The 18,561-nt window shown below is 33.0% G+C and carries 12 protein-coding genes and 1 pseudogene; 12 read left to right on the forward strand and 1 reads right to left on the reverse strand.

Annotated features, from left to right (window positions below):
• The first annotated feature begins 1,136 nt into the window (after positions 1 to 1,136).
• From hblC to hblB, 4 genes are all read left to right on the forward strand, one after another.
• Positions 1,137 to 2,456 (forward strand): hemolysin BL lytic component L2, encoded by a 1,320-nt coding sequence (gene hblC / locus ACUN28_RS29005; protein ID WP_098560577.1) that lies wholly within the window; start codon positions 1,137 to 1,139, stop codon positions 2,454 to 2,456.
• Positions 2,457 to 2,517: 61 nt separating this feature from the next.
• Complete coding sequence (gene hblD, locus ACUN28_RS29010; RefSeq protein WP_000714431.1) at positions 2,518 to 3,738, forward strand: hemolytic enterotoxin HBL lytic component L1; 1,221 nt, start codon at positions 2,518 to 2,520, stop codon at positions 3,736 to 3,738.
• 36 nt (positions 3,739 to 3,774) lie between these two features.
• Positions 3,775 to 4,902, forward strand: a complete 1,128-nt coding sequence (gene hblA, locus ACUN28_RS29015) for a hemolysin BL binding component B (protein WP_000977258.1) — start codon at positions 3,775 to 3,777, stop codon at positions 4,900 to 4,902.
• A 325-nt stretch (positions 4,903 to 5,227) separates the two neighbouring features.
• Complete coding sequence (gene hblB / locus ACUN28_RS29020; RefSeq protein ID WP_445423466.1) at positions 5,228 to 6,625, forward strand: hemolysin BL regulatory component HblB; 1,398 nt, start codon at positions 5,228 to 5,230, stop codon at positions 6,623 to 6,625.
• Between the two features lie 233 nt (positions 6,626 to 6,858).
• On the opposite strand, the pseudogene ACUN28_RS29025 reads toward hblB, so the two are convergent.
• Positions 6,859 to 6,989, reverse strand: a pseudogene (locus ACUN28_RS29025) (IS6 family transposase); the annotation flags it as partial.
• Positions 6,990 to 7,469: 480 nt separating this feature from the next.
• Here ACUN28_RS29025 and ACUN28_RS29030 point away from each other — a divergent pair.
• The 8 genes from ACUN28_RS29030 (at position 7,470) to ACUN28_RS29065 (ending at position 18,084) form a co-directional block, all read left to right on the forward strand.
• A complete protein-coding gene (locus ACUN28_RS29030; protein ID WP_445423467.1) occupies positions 7,470 to 8,306 on the forward strand; it encodes an acyltransferase family protein in 837 nt (278 codons plus the stop codon).
• On the forward strand, positions 8,273 to 9,283 hold the full coding sequence (locus tag ACUN28_RS29035) for an acyltransferase family protein (protein ID WP_445423468.1): 1,011 nt from the start codon (positions 8,273 to 8,275) through the stop codon (positions 9,281 to 9,283). Before ACUN28_RS29030 ends, ACUN28_RS29035 begins: the two co-directional genes overlap by 34 nt.
• 481 nt (positions 9,284 to 9,764) lie before the next feature.
• Entirely contained in the window at positions 9,765 to 10,178 is a 414-nt protein-coding gene (locus tag ACUN28_RS29040; protein WP_016089703.1) for a hypothetical protein, read from the forward strand.
• Between the two features lie 269 nt (positions 10,179 to 10,447).
• Positions 10,448 to 12,853 (forward strand): PAS domain S-box protein, encoded by a 2,406-nt coding sequence (locus ACUN28_RS29045; RefSeq protein ID WP_098560579.1) that lies wholly within the window; start codon positions 10,448 to 10,450, stop codon positions 12,851 to 12,853.
• A 275-nt stretch (positions 12,854 to 13,128) separates the two neighbouring features.
• Positions 13,129 to 15,345 (forward strand): binary toxin-like calcium binding domain-containing protein, encoded by a 2,217-nt coding sequence (locus tag ACUN28_RS29050; protein ID WP_016089701.1) that lies wholly within the window; start codon positions 13,129 to 13,131, stop codon positions 15,343 to 15,345.
• A 374-nt stretch (positions 15,346 to 15,719) separates the two neighbouring features.
• Complete coding sequence (locus ACUN28_RS29055; protein ID WP_016089700.1) at positions 15,720 to 16,433, forward strand: response regulator transcription factor; 714 nt, start codon at positions 15,720 to 15,722, stop codon at positions 16,431 to 16,433.
• Positions 16,430 to 17,488, forward strand: a complete 1,059-nt coding sequence (locus tag ACUN28_RS29060; protein ID WP_016089699.1) for a sensor histidine kinase — start codon at positions 16,430 to 16,432, stop codon at positions 17,486 to 17,488. Before ACUN28_RS29055 ends, ACUN28_RS29060 begins: the two co-directional genes overlap by 4 nt.
• 98 nt (positions 17,489 to 17,586) lie before the next feature.
• Complete coding sequence (locus ACUN28_RS29065; protein ID WP_016136327.1) at positions 17,587 to 18,084, forward strand: DM13 domain-containing protein; 498 nt, start codon at positions 17,587 to 17,589, stop codon at positions 18,082 to 18,084.
• Positions 18,085 to 18,561 lie beyond the last annotated feature (477 nt).

Genomic DNA, 18,561 nt, shown 5'->3' on the forward strand with positions numbered 1-18,561 from the left:
AGGAGACAAAAAAACAGAAGGCTGCAAAGGTTCTTTTCGAGAAAGCTTTGCGGCTTTTTTAAATTTTAAAAACTATAGTTATAACAAGGGATAAGTTTATAGATTGATATCTTCATGTTAAGTATTAAAGTGGTTGGCATGTTGAGTATTTAATAATGGTGATATTAGGGACTATTACATAAAGTTTAACAATATAACATATATCACTTGATATATCTATATTATATGCAATTATACATAACTAAATAAAGGTAAAAAAGTATAAAAAAACCTATTAAATTATTCTATAAGTATTTTTTTTAAAATGAAATTGCTCCGTTGAGCTAAAATGGTTATTTATTAACCGTATACACTTTAATTTGTAATCATTACAATTACAGAGATGCAATTTCCAATTAATTATATCTATATAATTTTTTTAGCGCATATTTTTACTTAACAGTTAAACTATCGAGCTCAATCGACAAAATTTCGCTATTTACGCATCAGAAATTTAATGTTTTAATGAACATCATAACTGGTATGACCACACAGAAAGGAGAAGAGCGAACTAATAGAGGTTAATAAATTTGCAAGTAAAGTATGTTGCGATTAATTTTCTTAATAATCAGTTTATTTTTGACGGATGTAGAATCTCAAAAGTATTATTTTTAAAAAATAGGGTTTTAAGTTTCTACATAGCAAAATTGAATTAATTCCGCAATATAAGTATAAGCAATGTACAGTATAAGTTCATCTTTTGTAGTCTTGTAAGGCTCTTGTTGAAAAAACTAAAAACCCTATTATGAAATTGATATTAAAAAAAGTCATGACAGGATTAACCCTGGATTCAATGGTTTATCTATCTTCATGGTTCTGTAAGTTAAACAGCAGCTCTAGGGGGGGAAGTATTTTACTATTCATTGGGCAGCTAATTCAAATATAGCTGATGAATTTTTATCGTTTATTATTTGAAAAATAGAGCTAAATGAGAGGGAAGTAAAATCCTTAGATTCTATTAGAAGTAAATAATAACGATAACATCCTATATGAAAGACCTCTTCTTCCTCAGGCGTGTGTAAGCAGAGAGCCTAGAGCTAGGTTGTACAGTTATATGAATCAAGTTATAAAAAAAAAATGGTAAAGGAGTGTACGGAATGAAAAATAAAATAATGACAGGATTTTTAATAACATCCATTGTAACTGGAGCAACTATTCCTATCAATACTCTGGCAACACCAATCGCTCAAGCAGAAACTCAACAGGAAAACATGGATATTTCTTCATCATTACGAAAATTAGGTGCGCAATCTAAATTAATCCAAACGTATATTGATCAATCTTTAATGAGTCCTAATGTACAGCTAGAGGAAGTCCCAGCTTTAAATACAAATCAATTTCTAATCAAACAAGATATGAAAGAATGGTCATCGGAACTCTATCCACAGTTAATTCTATTAAATTCAAAAAGCAAAGGATTTGTAACGAAATTTAATAGCTATTATCCGACATTAAAATCGTATGTAGACAATAATGAAGATAGAGAAGGTTTTTTGGATAGACTTGAAGTACTTCAAGAAATGGCTATGACGAATCAAGAAAATGCGCAACGACAAATTAATGAGTTAACTGATCTTAAATTACAGCTTGATAAAAAATTAAAAGATTTCGATACTGATGTGGCAACTGCGCAAGGCATATTAGGTACAGAGGGAACAGGAAAAATAGATCAGTTAAAAAATGAAATATTAAATACCAAAAAAGCAATTCAAAATGATTTACAACAAATTGCATTAATACCAGGAGCTTTAAATGAACAGGGATTTGCTATATTCAAAGAAGTTTATAGTCTTTCAAAAGAGATTATTGAACCGGCTGCTCAAGCAGGGATGGCAGCGTATAACAAAGGAAAAGAAATTAACAACTCTATTCTAGAAGCTGAGAAAAAAGCAGCGCAAGAAGCGACAGAACAAGGTAAAACTGCTCTAGAAATTGAATCGGCCAAAAAAGCAGCTCGTGAAGCAATTGAGAAAAGCAAACAAGGTGAAATAGCTGCAGCTGCAGCCGCAAAAACGCAAGAATATGACCTGATGAAAGCCATTGATACTGAAAAAATTAAGAAAACATTTGGTGTCTTCGCAGAAGTAAATAAACTAACAGCAGAGCAGCGAGCATATTTAGATGACTTAGAGAAACAAAACCAAAAAATATATGATTTAACAACGAAACTATCAATAGCAGATTTACAAAAATCAATGCTTCTTCTTTCACAAAATGATTTGCATACGTTTGCAAACCAAGTAGATGTAGAACTTGACCTACTAAAGCGCTATAAAGCAGATTTGGATCTAATAAAAAATAACATTACAAAATTATCTATTAATGTTGATGCAACTAACGAGCAGTCTCAAAAAGATACATTAAGACAATTAAAAAATGTAATAAGTTACCTTGAAGAACAGGTATATAAATTTTAATATTACGTTTTTTGAAAAAATATAAAGATTCTAAGAATCTAGCGAAAGAAGGAGAATAGTTATGAAAAAATTCCCATTCAAAGTGCTAACTTTAGCCACTTTGGCAACGGTTATAACTGCTACTACTGGTAACACTATTCATGCGTTTGCACAAGAAACGACCGCTCAAGAACAAAAAGTAGGCAATTATGCTTTAGGTCCTGAAGGACTGAAGAAAGCATTGGCTGAAACAGGGTCTCATATTCTTGTAATGGATTTGTACGCAAAAACAATGATTAAGCAACCGAATGTAAATTTATCTAATATCGATTTAGGATCAGAAGGAGGAGAGTTGCTCAAAAATATTCATCTTAATCAAGAACTGTCACGAATCAATGCGAATTATTGGTTAGATACAGCGAAGCCACAGATTCAAAAAACAGCTCGTAATATTGTAAATTACGATGAACAATTTCAAAATTATTACGACACATTAGTAGATACTGTACAAAAGAAAGATAAGGCAGGTCTAAAAGAGGGCATAAATGATTTAATTACAACAATTAATACAAATTCAAAAGAGGTTACAGATGTAATTAAGATGCTACAAGACTTCAAAGGGAAACTATATCAAAATTCTACAGATTTTAAAAATAATGTTGGTGGTCCAGATGGGAAAGGTGGATTAACTGCAATATTAGCAGGTCAACAGGCAACGATTCCACAACTTCAAGCTGAAATTGAGCAACTTCGTTCTACTCAGAAAAAACATTTTGATGATGTATTAGCATGGTCAATTGGTGGTGGATTGGGAGCAGCTATTTTAGTTATTGCAGCTATTGGAGGAGCAGTTGTAATTGTTGTAACTGGTGGTACAGCAACACCGGCTGTTGTTGGTGGACTTTCAGCTCTTGGAGCAGCTGGTATCGGTCTAGGAACTGCAGCTGGTGTCACGGCATCTAAGCATATGGACTCCTATAACGAAATTTCTAACAAAATCGGAGAATTAAGTATGAAAGCAGATCGTGCTAATCAAGCAGTTCTTTCGCTTACTAACGCGAAAGAAACATTGGCATATCTATACCAGACTGTAGATCAAGCGATATTGTCTCTAACAAATATTCAAAAGCAATGGAATACAATGGGCGCAAATTATACAGATTTACTGGATAATATCGATTCTATGCAAGACCACAAATTCTCTTTAATACCGGATGATTTAAAAGCTGCTAAAGAAAGTTGGAATGATATTCATAAAGATGCAGAATTCATTTCAAAAGACATCGCTTTTAAACAGGAATAGAACTGAAAATAAAAAATTATATTGGAGGAATATAAAATGATGAAAAATATCCCGTACAAACTGATCGTTGCATCTGCTCTATTAACTATGACAGCAACTTCTGTAGTCTCACCAGTAGCAACTTTTGCAAGTGAAATTGAACAAACGAACAATGGAGATACGGCTCTTTCTGCAAATGAAGCGAGAATGAAAGAGACCTTGCAAAAGGCTGGATTATTTGCAAAATCTATGAATGCCTATTCTTATATGCTAATTAAGAATCCTGATGTAAATTTTGAAGGAATTACTATTAATGGATATGTAGATTTACCTGGTAGAATCGTACAAGATCAAAAGAATGCAAGAGCACATGCTGTTACTTGGGACACGAAAGTAAAAAAACAGCTTTTAGATACATTGACTGGTATTGTTGAATATGATACAACGTTCGACAATTATTATGAAACATTGGTTGAGGCGATTAATACAGGGGATGGAGAAACTTTAAAAGAAGGAATTACAGATTTACGAGGTGAAATTCAACAAAACCAAAAGTACGCACAACAATTAATAGAAGAATTAACTAAATTAAGAGACTCTATTGGACAAGATGTTAGAGCATTTGGAGGCAATAAAGATCTTTTGCAGTCGATTCTAAAAAACCAAGGTGCAGATGTTGATGCAGATCAAAAGCGTCTAGAAGAAGTATTAGGATCAGTAAACTATTATAAACAACTAGAATCTGATGGGTTTAATGTAATGAAGGGTGCTATTTTGGGTCTACCAATAATTGGCGGTATTATAGTGGGAGTAGCAAGAGACAACTTAGGTAAGTTAGAGCCTTTATTAGCAGAATTACGTCAGACCGTGGATTATAAAGTAACATTAAATCGTGTAGTTGGAGTTGCTTATAGTAATATTAATGAAATGCACAAGGCGCTTGATGATGCTATTAACGCTCTTACTTATATGTCAACGCAGTGGCATGATTTAGATTCTCAATATTCGGGCGTTCTAGGGCATATTGAGAATGCAGCTCAAAAAGCGGATCAAAATAAATTTAAATTCTTAAAACCTAATTTAAATGCAGCGAAAGACAGTTGGAAAACATTAAGAACAGATGCGGTTACATTAAAAGAGGGGATAAAGGAATTAAAAGTGGAAACTGTTACTCCACAAAAATAGGGAAATATTTATTCTGCTGCAAAGTGACCCGTAACATAGAGAGTCTATGATTACACTGTTAAACAGTAAAGCAATAATTAACAAATCCTTATATGTTAAAAAGGCGGAGTCTCATTAAAGACTTCGCCTTTCACTTATATATGAGTTTTATCCAAATAAAAAGTTAGTCATGTAGTTTACTTGTTTTTAAAAATTTGTAACAGAATTAATCAATAGGGGACAGGTTATATAGATTTGCTTAATAATATCGAATCTATGCAACAACATCGTCTTTTAATAAGAATAGGACTTGAAATCATACTCTATACAGGAGGAATAAGAAAAGATGAAAAAAAAACCTTATAAAATACTGGCTGTATCAGCATTTTTAATTATGACAACTACCTATGCAGTCGCACCAGTAGCAACCTTTGCAATTGAAACTGAACAAACGAACACTGGAGATATGTCTCTTTCAGCAAATGAAGAAAAGATGAAAAAAACTGTGCAAGATGCTGGGTTATTTGCAAAGGCTATGAATGAATATTCTTATTTGCTAATTAAGAATCCGGATGTGAGTTTTGAAGGAATTTCTATTAATGGGTATGCAGATTTACCTAGTAAAATTGTACAGGATCAAAAGAATGCAAGAGCACATGCTGTTACATGGAATACAAAAGTAAAAAAACAGCTTTTAGATACATTGACCGGCATTATTGAATACGATACAAAGTTTGAAAATTATTATGAAACATTAGTAGAGGCGATCAATAATGGAAATGGGGATACTTTAAAAAAGGGGATTACAGATTTAAGGGTGGGGATTCAACGAAACCAAAAGTCTGCAAAAGCACTAATAGAAGAATTAACTAAATTTAAAAACGCTATTGGAGAAGATGTTAGAGTATTTGGAAGCCATAAAGAGACCTTGCAATCGATTTTAAAAAACCAAGGAGCTGATGTAGAGACTGATCAAAAGCGTTTAGATGAAGTTTTAGGACAAGTAAACTATTATAAGAAATTAGAATCTGATGGGTTCATAATGGTGAAAGTCCCTTTTATCCCCACGCTTATTTCTGGTGGCATAATGATAGGTACTGCTAGAGATAATTTAGGTCGATTAGAGCCAGCTTTAGCAGAATTACGTAAAACTGTAGATTATAAAATTACATTAAATCGTGTAGTCGGAGTTGCATTTCATAATATTAGTGATATGCATAGTACGATTGATAGTGCTATTACTGCTCTTACTTATATGTCCACACAATGGGATGATTTAGACTCTCAATATTCGGGCGTAATGGGGCATATTGATAAAGCTGATGAAAAAGCTGATCAAAATAGATATAAATTTTTAAAGTCTAACTTGAATTCAGCTAAAGACAGTTGGAAAACATTAAGAGCAGATGTTGTCACATTACTAGAAGGCATAAAAATTGCAGAGAAGAAAGAAAAAGATTTTATGAATCTACTTCGTCCATCAAACGTTTTTTACTTTTATAAAAAAATCCATAACGCATACACTTTTGAAATAAAGACTGGAACAAATGCACCAAATGCGTCTTATAAAGTTATGAATTTAACTAAAAACACTGTTCATCATATGTGGAGTGGAGGGGCTAATACAAGCATGTGGGCTGACTGGCTTTCATTCAATCCAAATGATGAATTTGCGGTGGTAGCAGTAGTGGATGGAAAAGAATATGTTGTGTATAAAGACAAAGTAGAAAATATAATGAACTGAACCCCAAAAAACGCATTAATTGGAGATGGTACACTAAACTAGACACCAAGTTAATTGAAAAATTGACCGGCATATGGCTCCTTATTTCCTATAACACCTAGCTAAAGCAAAGGAATTCGTACATAGATTAGTTAACATTTATGTAGGTTTCATCCATTTTCAAAGATAGTTTTTCTTTTTTGTTTTATTTTTCAAAAATCACGAAGGAAATTTCCGCATTCACGAACTCAGCACATAATGGTTGTTAGATGAATTGACATACCACGTCCCTTTAGAATTTCAGGCATATTACGATAACTTAAAGAAAAAAATAATAGTAGCAAATGGCTACTATTATTTTTCTTAAACTATTTTTCTTTAAAATATCACATCTGTCATGTTCCTTATTTGCTTTCCCAGAATTTATTCTAGTTAAAAAAACCTTGCACTAGAACACATATTGTTCTGATGCAAGGTTCGCTGCAATATAAAATACACGACAGTAAGGGCAAGACATAAAATGTGGTTTCAAATGAAACATATGTATATGTGAAGTAAGGTAAAAAAGGGGCTGCTCATAACCAGTAGCCCTTCTTTATAACGTTATTTTGCAGGGAAATGTTCAAATATACGTTACATATTATATTCCTCTTTTTCGGAAGAGAAACAAGAACATCTAGCTTAAAAATTTTCACAACAGAGCCAGATAACGTGTTAAAGTATTAATTACTGTGCATGTAAAGATAAAAGAAGAGCCTTACAAAAAGATGTTTGTAATAGTTTAGCTTATACGATTTTAGGGGATTAATAGCATTTTATGCCGTTATTATTAACCTAATTTCCAAGAAATAGAGGTGAATGTAGGATGACTAAACCTTTTAAAAAAAATAGTCGTTATATGGTTGGGTTGGACAGTCTAAGGGGTCTAGCTATACTAGGTGTTATTTTGTATCATATTAATTTTAATTGGATGCCTGGAGGGTTTTTAGGAGTTACTGTATTTTTTGTACTTTCAGGTTATTTAATTACAGATATTCTAGCGATAGAGTGGAAGAGAAATAAGAGAATTGATTTAAAAAAATTCTGGCTTAGTAGGGCAAGAAGATTGCTTCTGGGAATGCTTGTTATGCTCGTTATAACGTTGGCATGGATTACGATGTTTCATAGCTCTTTACTTGAAAAAATGCGCGGAGATTCATTAGCGGCATTATTTTATGTTAGTAACTGGTGGTATATTTATCATAAATTATCGTACTTTGATAATTTTAACCAGCTTTCTCCATTGAATCATTTTTGGTCGTTAGCAGTTGAGGAACAATTCTATGTTGTTTGGCCGTTTATCATTAGTTTAGGGCTTTACTACATAAAAAAACAATCCCGTATGATTTTATTAATTTGTCTGGGAGCCGTTGCTTCAGCTTTAGCGATGGCAATTTTGTATGAACCTGGAGCTGACCCAAGCAGAATATATTATGGTACAGATACGAGGGCCTTTTCCTTACTTATCGGAGCGGTACTTGCCTTAGTTTGGCCAAGCAATAGGCTTGCAAATAAAATTATTCCAAAGGCGCGTTTCATTCTTGATGTAGTGGGGGCATTGCCCTTATTATTATTTTGGTTATGTTTTGGAAGACCAATCAATATGATCCATTTCTATACAAGGGAGGAATGGTTCTCTTATCAATTGCAACAGCATTGTTAGTGGCAAATCTAGCTCATCCAGCTAGTCGTATTGCTCAATTTTTACGATTTAGACCTTTACGTTGGATAGGGATAAGATCGTATGGTATATACCTCTGGCATTATCCAATTCTTACATTGACGACTTCAAAGGTAAATGCTGGGGATTTTTCACTAATAAGAGCAATCCTTCAATTTCTTTTGATTATATTGATTGCGCAAATTTCATGGAAGTTTATTGAAAAACCAATCCGAGAAGGAGCGCTCCGGAACATTCAGTTTAAGAATTTAAGAATTCAAAATGTCACTTTAGGTGTTAAGTTAGCTTTAATTTGTACATTATTCGTTTCGTCGATAGCAGTCGTAGGGTTATCAAAAGCTAGTAAGGCTAAGGAGAATTCTCAACAAGATAAGGTGGAAGTAGCACAAACACAACCGTCGCCACATCCAGTTGCAGTTTGGGAAAATCCAAATCAAGAGACGCCTCAAAAACAAGGGGAATCAAGAGAAGTAAATTCTGCGCAACCTAAAAATTCACTCACGGTTACTGCGATAGGTGATTCCGTTATGATTGATATTACTCCGTATTTAAAAAATACTTTTCCTGATATTAGGATTGATGCGCAAATTGGTCGCCAGCTGTCAAAAGCGATTCCGGTAGTTGAACAGTTAAAATATGAAGGGAATTTAGGAAACTATGTCATTATTGGATTAGGTACAAATGGAGCCTTTACTACTGAGCAACTTGTTTCATTAATAAAAGTAATTGGAAACGAACGTAAAATCATATTTATTAATACGAGAGTACCACGTCCGTGGGAATCAATCGTGAATGAGAGACTGAAAGTAACGGCATCTGAATATCCGAATGTAACTCTAGTCGATTGGTATGCAGCAAGTGCTGGAAAGAAAGACTACTTTGCACCTGACGGTGTGCATTTAACCAAAGTAGGTGCAGAAGCATACGCAGCACTTGTAGCCAAAGCGGTGAAGCAATAATTAACCATGTTTTATTAACTTCTGTTGGGTAAGGAAATGATTCTGGGTATGGGGTGCCACTCTGAGGTTTAATTACAATTCAAAAAAGAATATTATTCATGTTCTTCTAATCTACGATTTAGAGTGACCTGACTCACTTCTGTAATTTGACATGAAATATACGCAAACCTGAAAAGAAAAGGAACTAGAAGAGGCTATAAAAAATAAAAAATATGAAGTTGAAATATTAGGAAGAGGCTCCGCAGGTAGAAGCACTGCAAATACATTAAAAGAACGACTTGCAATGAAAAAAATTAATTCAAATCCACAAAGAATAGTTCTAACGAGAATACCAATGACAGATTCTTGTTGACCCAAAGAAGGTGGCTAGGCGCAAATGGCGCATAATGTAACTCTTGTAGCAATTCATTATTTTAAAAATAATAGAACAGGCGAATTTAATGATTTTAAATTTAAAAATTAATTTTTTGTTGATAGGAGCTTGTATGTAAAGGTACTATGTATAAAAAATTCAGGAGATACATTTTCAGAGGTTTTATTAGATCAAGGATATAATCGAGACTCTATTATAAATTTAGAAACCGATAAGGAATATGTGGTTTATGGTATTAATTCATTGAATGGAGCATTAGACTATCTAATCTTGGGTGAAAATGAAAACTTGCCTTCATGGTACCCAGCGGAATTGTTTGAAGTATCGAACCCTTTACAACCTTTAGAATGGTATTTTGCGGATCATAAACATAGTAAAGCGACAACAATAGAATATATATGGGGTTATAAAGAATTAGCTTTAAATGATAGACATGCTCTTGGTTTAATAGAAAGGGAGAATAAAGATATTGCAATATTTTTAAAGCGAAAAGCCGAAATTGAGGAATTAGAAGAATTGTAATAGTGAAGGAGTTGATTAATTTATAAAAAACGTAGGAATTAAATATTCCTACGTTTTTTTGTACATAACATTTAAATAAACACCTTATTTTTGGGGGATTTGCAGGTTCATATGGAAGATTCCCTGGTTTTCGATTTGAATCAATATGATACTATTTACATGTATTATCATGTACGGAATTATATTTTTTGCACCTGAACTGTTTATACTATTTGTAGGAATTTCTGTTTTTTTGTCGAATATATCTTTAATGCAAGGAGGGACATTACATGATTATTAAAGACTATTTCATCAATATTTCTATTTTTTCTTTATTAGTTAGCGCAGCGATATTTATTCAAGTGTTTTTGGTTCATTCCAGGCGATATTTCGAAAAATTCTATGGAGGAATTATTGCAGTTACTTTGATGCTCTTTTCTTTTCCATACATGGGATTTTCCTACGATCTTCGAGTTGTTCCTCTTATTCTATCTTTTATTTATTTTGGTCGCATTGCTGGCTGGATTACACTAATTAGCATAATTATAATGCGTATCTTTTTCATTGGTGGGTATTGGGAGCCACCTGTGATTGCATATTTAAGTATGAGTGTTCTATTTTCTACTTTTAAAACATATTTTAAAAACCTTCATCCTTTTAAAAGTGCATCTTTATATTTTTCTATTTTTGTCGGAATAAAGTGGTTAGTTGGTGTATTCTTTAATACTACGTTACTTTACTCTGGAGGTTTATTATATATAGCGTTAGGACTTTTAATTGGGCTATTTCTTATGGAAGCCTATCAGAGATTGTATTATTTAACACAGGACTTATCTAAAATGAATCGGGAATTAAAAAAATCCAAGCAAGAACTTACAGATACCGTACATGAGCTTCAAGGAGGGATTTTTAAATTTAAAAAAGTGGGTAAGCACTTTATACACACTTTATGTGATGGACAGTTTTATTATCAAAAAGGATTTTATTCTGAACAGGTGGTAGGAAAAAGCTTACGGACTATTGATGCTTCTATTGTTCCACCACATTTAGTTCCGCAATTGATGAAGTATTATCTTCAGGCATGGGAAGGGAAAGAAATTATATTCGAATTACCCTGGCCAGATGATAAAACAATTATTCTTATTGCACTTAGGCCGATTAAACGAAATGGACAAGTTATTGAAGTTGTTGGTTCTGCAGTCGATATAACCGAAAGAAAAAAGGTAGAATCAGAATTAAGGGCTACCAAAGAATTACTAGAATCATTTATAAAGCATAATGTAGATGCTATTACCATTTCTGATCGAAAAGGGCATATTTTACAAGCAAATAAAGCTTATGAAAAGATATTTGGATGGTCACTACAAGAAATCGTAGGTAAGAGATTACCCTGTGTACCAGATTTCTTAATGGAAGAATCACTTGAAAATATTCAGGAAATTCTAACAGGAAAATCCGTAGTTACTAGATTAGAAACTGTTAGACGACGTAACGATGGAAGTCTACTTGATGTCAGTCTGACAGTTTCTCCTATACTAGACGTAAGAGGAAATGTAATAGCTTTATCTGCAATATGTAGAGACATCTCTGAAAGAAAACAAGCAGAAAGAGAACGACATCGATTACACCAACAATTAAAAGATAGTGAAATGAAGTACCGTGCACTAATCGAACAAGCAACTGATGCAGTATATGTAGTAGAGCTGAATGAAAATCATGTTCCAAGTCGATTCATTGAGGTAAACCCTGTTGGTTGTAAAAGATTTGGATATAGTAGAGAAGAGCTGCTCTCGTTACCATTTCCAAATGTCGTACCACAAGATTCTAAAATGATTGTAAGGTTATTAGAAAAAATTAGAGAGGGACAAACTTCCTTCACTTTGCAAGATGAATATGCTTTTCCAACAGGAAAAATAATAACTACCGAGTTTAGTGTCCGTGTTTTTAACTTAAATGGTAAAAAGGTTTTCCTGAGTATTTCTCGTGATATCACTGAACGGCTAAAAACAGAAGAATTACTACGAAAATCTGAAAAACTTGCTGTCGTAGGACAATTAGCGACTGCAATGGCTCATGAAATTAATAATCCATTAACCGCAATGAAAGGGTTTATGCAATTACTAAAATCAACGGAAACTGAGAATAATCAGGGTTATATAAATATAGTATCATCAGAGATTGAGCGTATAGAAAGTATTACTAATGAATTTATGGCGGTAGCCAAACCACAGGTTGTAAAGATACAACCTAATGATATTAGTGTGCTAATGGATCAAGTTTTAATGCTACTGCAACCTCAAGCAATGATGAATAATATAAAAATTAGAATTGATTTTACACCTGGTATTCCACTGATTCCATGTGAAGGAAATCAATTAAAACAAGTATTTGTTAATATTATAAAAAATGCAATTGAATCCATGCCAACAGGAGGAGAAATTTTGATTCAATTTGATAAACTTGATAATAATCAAATAAGGATTCGCTTTATCGATCAAGGATGTGGGATTCCAAAAGAACGTATACCATATTTAGGAGAACCTTTTTACAGTATTAAGGAAGAGGGAATCGGTTTAGGATTAATGGTCTGTTATAAAATTATTGAAACACACCAGGGGAAGGTATTTATTGAGAGTGAAGTGAATAAGGGAACTATAGTTGAAGTAACTCTTCCAATTTGCACACTTCAAAATTAATACATTCTTTTACTGAAATTTTATAAATGAGTAAGCAGTTAGCTTTGGCTAGCTGCTTTTTTGTATATATTGTAATCGATTCTTCATATTACGGCTTTTTGATGTTTCATATATAGATTTTATGGCTTTTAAAAACTCTGTAAGTGTTTTGTAATATTTACGAGAGACTTTTTTAACAGTTATGAGAGAGAAAAGAAAGATTTGTTATATATGATGAAATTAATCTTACTAGTAGGTGTTCTAATGGAACTAGAAACCAAGGAGGAAAAATAACAATGAAACAATTGAAGCCAGCAATTAGTGTATTAGGTAGTGTATCGATGGCACTGACTTTAGCATCTCCTGCTTTAGCAGATGTAAAACAACCGAATCCAGGAGGTACAGTTGAAATATTCAAAGAGAATGCAAATGTAAAAAAAGAAGATAAGAATTTCACGCTCGGATCTGATGGGGAAATAGGTTCACTCATTACACAAAACATTGAAATGGCAAACAACGATTGGGATAAAGATGGTATTTCCAACGACTTAGAGATTAATGGATATAAAATTGAATTCAATTCACAAACTGGAAAAAATGAAGCGAAAGCATGGGATACCGAGAAGGATAAAGGGAAAACAAAATTTATATCGAATCCTATGAATGCAAATACGGATGGTGATCCTTTTACTGATATGTATGAGGTTGAGAATTATAACAACGATTCTGATACTAATTTCAATCCGATAGTTGCCAACATGCCGAATTTGCAAATTGGTGTCAAACGAATTGAAGTAATTCCTATTGCAACCATTACGGATAATAATGGCGGATCAGTTAGTAGAGGATGGGAAAAAAGTGTATCTACACAACATTCATTTAATGTAGGTTTAAGTGGTTCAGGTGGTGTAGAAGGCTCAGCAGCCGGTCCTGTTCCTTCCGGAAGTGTTTCAGCAAATGTGGGATACGGATATTCAAAAACAACTACGGAAACGGAGAGTTATACAAATAATTTCGATTGGTCTACTGCAACAACTGTGGATACAGCGAACGCAGCAAAATTACGGGTACATTTGGAATATAAGAATGTAGGAACAGCATCCGCTGAAAATGTTTCGCCTCATTTTAATATTCGTTTAGGAAACAAAATTATTAATACTGTAAAGGCAACACAAGATCGTTATAAAGCAAACTATTTAAGTACAGAAAAAGGTGGACGGAATAAAACAGAAGTAGTAATTGACAGTTTAGAAGGACAAGCAGATGCGAATATTGTCTTATCTTTGGATGAATTGAAAGCTGTTGAACAAGGGGAACTTCTTTCGATTGAAGTTTTACCTACAAGTACAATGGATTTATCTATTGAAAAAGGTGAAGAAATTATGCATTTGGGGGATTCAGGGAGATATGAGTCTAGAGTAAATGCAGCTACTGAACAATTAGAAACAGATATAGGAAATATACCAAAGTTTAGGGTATATACTCCTAAAGACAAATCTCTTGCTGATAAGCCAGTTTTATCCTATAACGAAGTTTTTCAACAGGTAAATATAGATACGAAAAAAGTAAATCATATTGTAAACAAGGCTAAAAGTACTAATAACGTATCAGTGGTTTCAGCTAATAATGGAACTGATGCATTGAACGATTTAAAAGCGGGACAGGGAGATCGCGGTTATTTACATAAAGACTCTGTACACGGAGCTTTTGCAAAACTACAGCAACCAACATTAGTAGAAGGTAGTTATGATTCTGTGACGCAAAAGATTAGGGCAACAATTTTACCTGGTTTATTTGGAGTGAGTAAAGATATTCCTACTACTTATAGTAAGAAATGGAGTGCTCCGTCACAAACAGTAACACTGGTTAAACGTGAAAATGGATTTACATATGAGTCTAGAGAAAATATACACCCTATTAAATCTGAAATTGCTGCGCACAGAAAAGTTACATTTGAAATCAATGACGCACACAATCTAACGCCTACACAAAAGATTGATACTGAAATTAAAGCTAATAAAGAATTTGAAGATTATGTAGTAGATAATTCAGGTGAATTTGTTACAGAAGGAGTCCCTTATACCGTGGCTTCATATGGAAATACAGCTTATTTGGGAAGTCATCATGCAGGGAATAAATGGGAGTATCTTTGGGCTGAAAAATCTAGCGATGAAAAAGTGAATGTAATTATTGAAAGAGTAGGTCAACCTAAACCTGGAAAACCAATTAAAAAGGATGAAGAGGTATTAATTAAATTTCAAAATCCTATTTATTCAGATTATGCATATTTAAAACTTCAAGATAGTTATATCCATTTAGATCAAAAACAGAACGCAAGTACTTTTAAATTTAATCATGCATATCCAAAGAATTTCACTGGACACCATAAGCAATGGAACATACTATCTAATGGTAATAAGTTAAAGGTAGGATATTTAATCGATTATATGAAATATGGTAATGGAGAGAATGGGACTGATACTATAGCATGGAATCTATCAAGAGTTCAGTAATAGGTAACAGTTCTGTTGCTAAGTTTGAAAAGAGAACCGGAAATGAATTGTATCTGAAAAGTTAGATACAAAAATTTAGGTTACTAGTAAGGAATGAGTTCGATGTTGAATCGGACTCATTCCTTTTAATTTATATATGATTTAGAAACTACTATTTTAAATACTTATCTAGTCATATAAGTAATCAAATGTTAAGATTACTATCTGTATTACATGATTTATTTTCCGAATTTTCATTCGTTTTGAGGGTTAAATGTGGAATTCTGATTTATTTATGTGATTAGTTTTTATATCTTTACCTATAAAGATATTTTTATTGGATAATAGAAAAAATAAATTTTTTGTTATTGGTGAAAAAGAAGTGAGGATAGTATATGAAGAAAAGAATTTTAATCGTAGAAGATGAAGAAAATATTCGAGAAGTATGCAAACGGTATTTAGAAAGAGAAGAATATGAAGTTTATACCGCTGTAAATGGTAAAGAAGGTTGGGATTTATTTCTTACACATCAACCAGATTTAATTATATTAGATTTGATGATGCCAAAAAAAGATGGATGGGAATTATGCGAGGAAATTCGTCAACAGTCAAATGTCCCTATTATTATGTTAACTGCTAAGGGAGAGGAAAGGGATCGAATTTTAGGCTTAACAATGGGGGCTGATGATTATTTAACAAAGCCATTTTCCCCTCGTGAATTAGTATTAAGGGTTCAAATTATACTAAGAAGAGGAAGCCATGTACCAATACAAGCGAAAGAATCCCTATTGGAAGTGATAGAGTTTCCAGATTTAAAAATATATCCAAAGACCAGATATGTACTTGTTTGTGATAAGGAAGTGGAGTTAACGGTGAAAGAGTTTGAGGTACTTTATCTCATGGCAAAGCATCCAAAACAAGTATTTTCTCGCTCGCAGCTTCTTGAAATAATTTGGGATTTTGGACATGAAGGGGCATCAAACACAGTTACCGTGTTAGTGAGTCGTTTACGTGAAAAGCTCGAGAAGCATACGATAAAGAATCGCTGGATTCATACGGTTTGGGGTATAGGATATCGCTTTGAGCCAAATGGAGGAAATGAAACATGAGATTACGTATTCAATTGTTACTCATGAATCTATTAAGTACTAGTATTATGGTAATTGCTATATGGTATAGTGATACGAAAATGTTACTTGAACCGGAACAAACGCGGTTATTAACAGTAATTGCATTTGTGGCATTCATTATTTCAACGTTTATTTATTGGTTAATGACACGTCCTATCATAAGATCTATACAAAATTTAATAAAATTGACAAAACAATTTAGTGATAGACACTTTAAAACGATGTATATAATTGGGCAAGAACCACGTGAGTTTAAAGAATTGGCAACAGCCTTTCAACAGATGGCAAAAAAATTAGAAGAAGGGTTTACTAAGTTAGAGGAACAGGAAAACTCTCGTAAGGAGCTAATTACCAATATCTCACACGACTTACGAACACCTATGGCTAGCATGCAAATGATGATAGAAGCATTACAAGATAACCTGATTGAAGATCCTGAAATGAAAAAGCAATACTTAGCAACGGTTTTAAAAGAAATAGAAAGATTAAATGGATTAATTAACGACTTATTTGATCTTTCAAAGTTAGAGTTTGAGCAAGTAGATTTTCACCCAAGTTTCACACATTTAGATAAAGTTCTATTAGATGTATTAGAGTCACATTCTGTCTTATTAGGAGACAAACAAATCCATGTGCAATTGGATGTCCCTGATACATTACCTCGACTTTTGATTATGCCTTGTAAAATAGAAAGGGTCATAGGTAATTTATTACATAATGCAATTCGATATTCTCCTATCTCTGGAACAATTGAATTGACTGTAGTGGAAAATAAACTAACTCAACAGGTTCAATTCATTTTGCGGGATGAAGGAATGGGAATTTCTCCAAATGATCAATTACGTGTATTTGAACGTTTTTTTAGAACAGATCGATCAAGAAGTTCACAATCTGGAGGTTCCGGACTTGGATTAGCTATTGCAAAATCATTGATTGAAATGCACAAAGGGGAAATTGGTGTAAGGAATCGCGCAGATGGTAAGCAGGGAAGTGAATTTTGGTTCACTCTTCCCATCACATCAGTAAAAAAATAAGATGGCTGAAAGACTTTTGTAACATTTACGTTAGAAAAATGAAAGACCTTCTTGTTAACATACTACTACACAGTATGATACAGGAGGTTTTTTACTTTATGAAAAGAAAATATGTATGGCTTATAGGTGGTTTGATAATTGTATTGGGGATATTATGGTCATTGTTCCGACCAGAGAAATTATTTATTGATAAGCACGTAAATGAATCATTGCCACAAACAGAGATACAATCAACTGAAGTAAGGCAACAAAGTGATCGAGTATTAAGGGAAGGTCAGTTTCAAACCGGTGTCCATGAAACAACTGGAACGGCAAAAATTCACCAATTAGCGGATGGAAAACGTGTTTTACGACTTTCTAATTTTGCAACATCAAATGGGCCAGATGTACGAGTTGTATTAGTTCCTACAAATCGTTTGAAAAATAATGAAGACGTAAAAAACTATCAGTATATTGAATTAGGAAAATTAAAGGGAAATAAAGGAGACCAAAACTACGAAATTCCTGAAGGGATAGATGTAAGTGAATATGGTTCGGTTTCTGTTTGGTGTAAAAGATTTAATGAAAACTTTGGTGCGGCTTATTTTAATAATTAAATATGAACTTAAAATTTCCTCTTACAGGCGAAATTCATATGAGATATGGTAATAGCTGCAGCGGACTTAGTTGCTAAGAAGGGCACTCATAAGAGTGTCTTTTTCATATTTCTCAATTTTTGTATATTTTAGAGCTATTGGACGTTTACGGAGAGATTTTATTTAGTGTGGAAGCGTACTGTCTGTGAATAGAAGGATGAATAATATGTTACAGGAAAACATAACTCTTTTATAACTTAATTTTGAAGGAACATATACTTTTTTCATTTATCGGCTTGTAAAGAAGTATGGAAATTAAAGTTTATAATTTAAAAGTCAGCTTAAAGATGCAATAAGCAATTTGAATAGTAATCTTAAGTAAATAAAAAAGAGAGAGGAGCATCGATGAGCTCTTCTCTCTTTTTAAATCTAATTAGGGTTTCCATAACTGTAAAGGGGATGGTGTAAATTGTTGGATATTACCAAAGTATTACTTTA

Source organism: Bacillus sp. WC2507, from assembly GCF_052656125.1.

Excerpts from the sequence above, each read along its gene's own strand:
- hblC (WP_098560577.1), top strand. The coding sequence starts at position 1,137 with ATGAAAAATAAAATAATGACAGGATTTTTAATAACATCCATTGTAACT.
- hblD (WP_000714431.1), top strand. The coding sequence starts at position 2,518 with ATGAAAAAATTCCCATTCAAAGTGCTAACTTTAGCCACTTTGGCAACG.
- hblA (WP_000977258.1), top strand. The coding sequence starts at position 3,775 with ATGATGAAAAATATCCCGTACAAACTGATCGTTGCATCTGCTCTATTA.
- hblB (WP_445423466.1), top strand. The coding sequence starts at position 5,228 with ATGAAAAAAAAACCTTATAAAATACTGGCTGTATCAGCATTTTTAATT.
- ACUN28_RS29030 (WP_445423467.1), top strand. The coding sequence starts at position 7,470 with ATGACTAAACCTTTTAAAAAAAATAGTCGTTATATGGTTGGGTTGGAC.
- ACUN28_RS29035 (WP_445423468.1), top strand. The coding sequence starts at position 8,273 with ATGGTTCTCTTATCAATTGCAACAGCATTGTTAGTGGCAAATCTAGCT.
- ACUN28_RS29045 (WP_098560579.1), top strand. The coding sequence starts at position 10,448 with ATGATTATTAAAGACTATTTCATCAATATTTCTATTTTTTCTTTATTA.
- ACUN28_RS29050 (WP_016089701.1), top strand. The coding sequence starts at position 13,129 with ATGAAACAATTGAAGCCAGCAATTAGTGTATTAGGTAGTGTATCGATG.
- ACUN28_RS29055 (WP_016089700.1), top strand. The coding sequence starts at position 15,720 with ATGAAGAAAAGAATTTTAATCGTAGAAGATGAAGAAAATATTCGAGAA.
- ACUN28_RS29060 (WP_016089699.1), top strand. The coding sequence starts at position 16,430 with ATGAGATTACGTATTCAATTGTTACTCATGAATCTATTAAGTACTAGT.
- ACUN28_RS29065 (WP_016136327.1), top strand. The coding sequence starts at position 17,587 with ATGAAAAGAAAATATGTATGGCTTATAGGTGGTTTGATAATTGTATTG.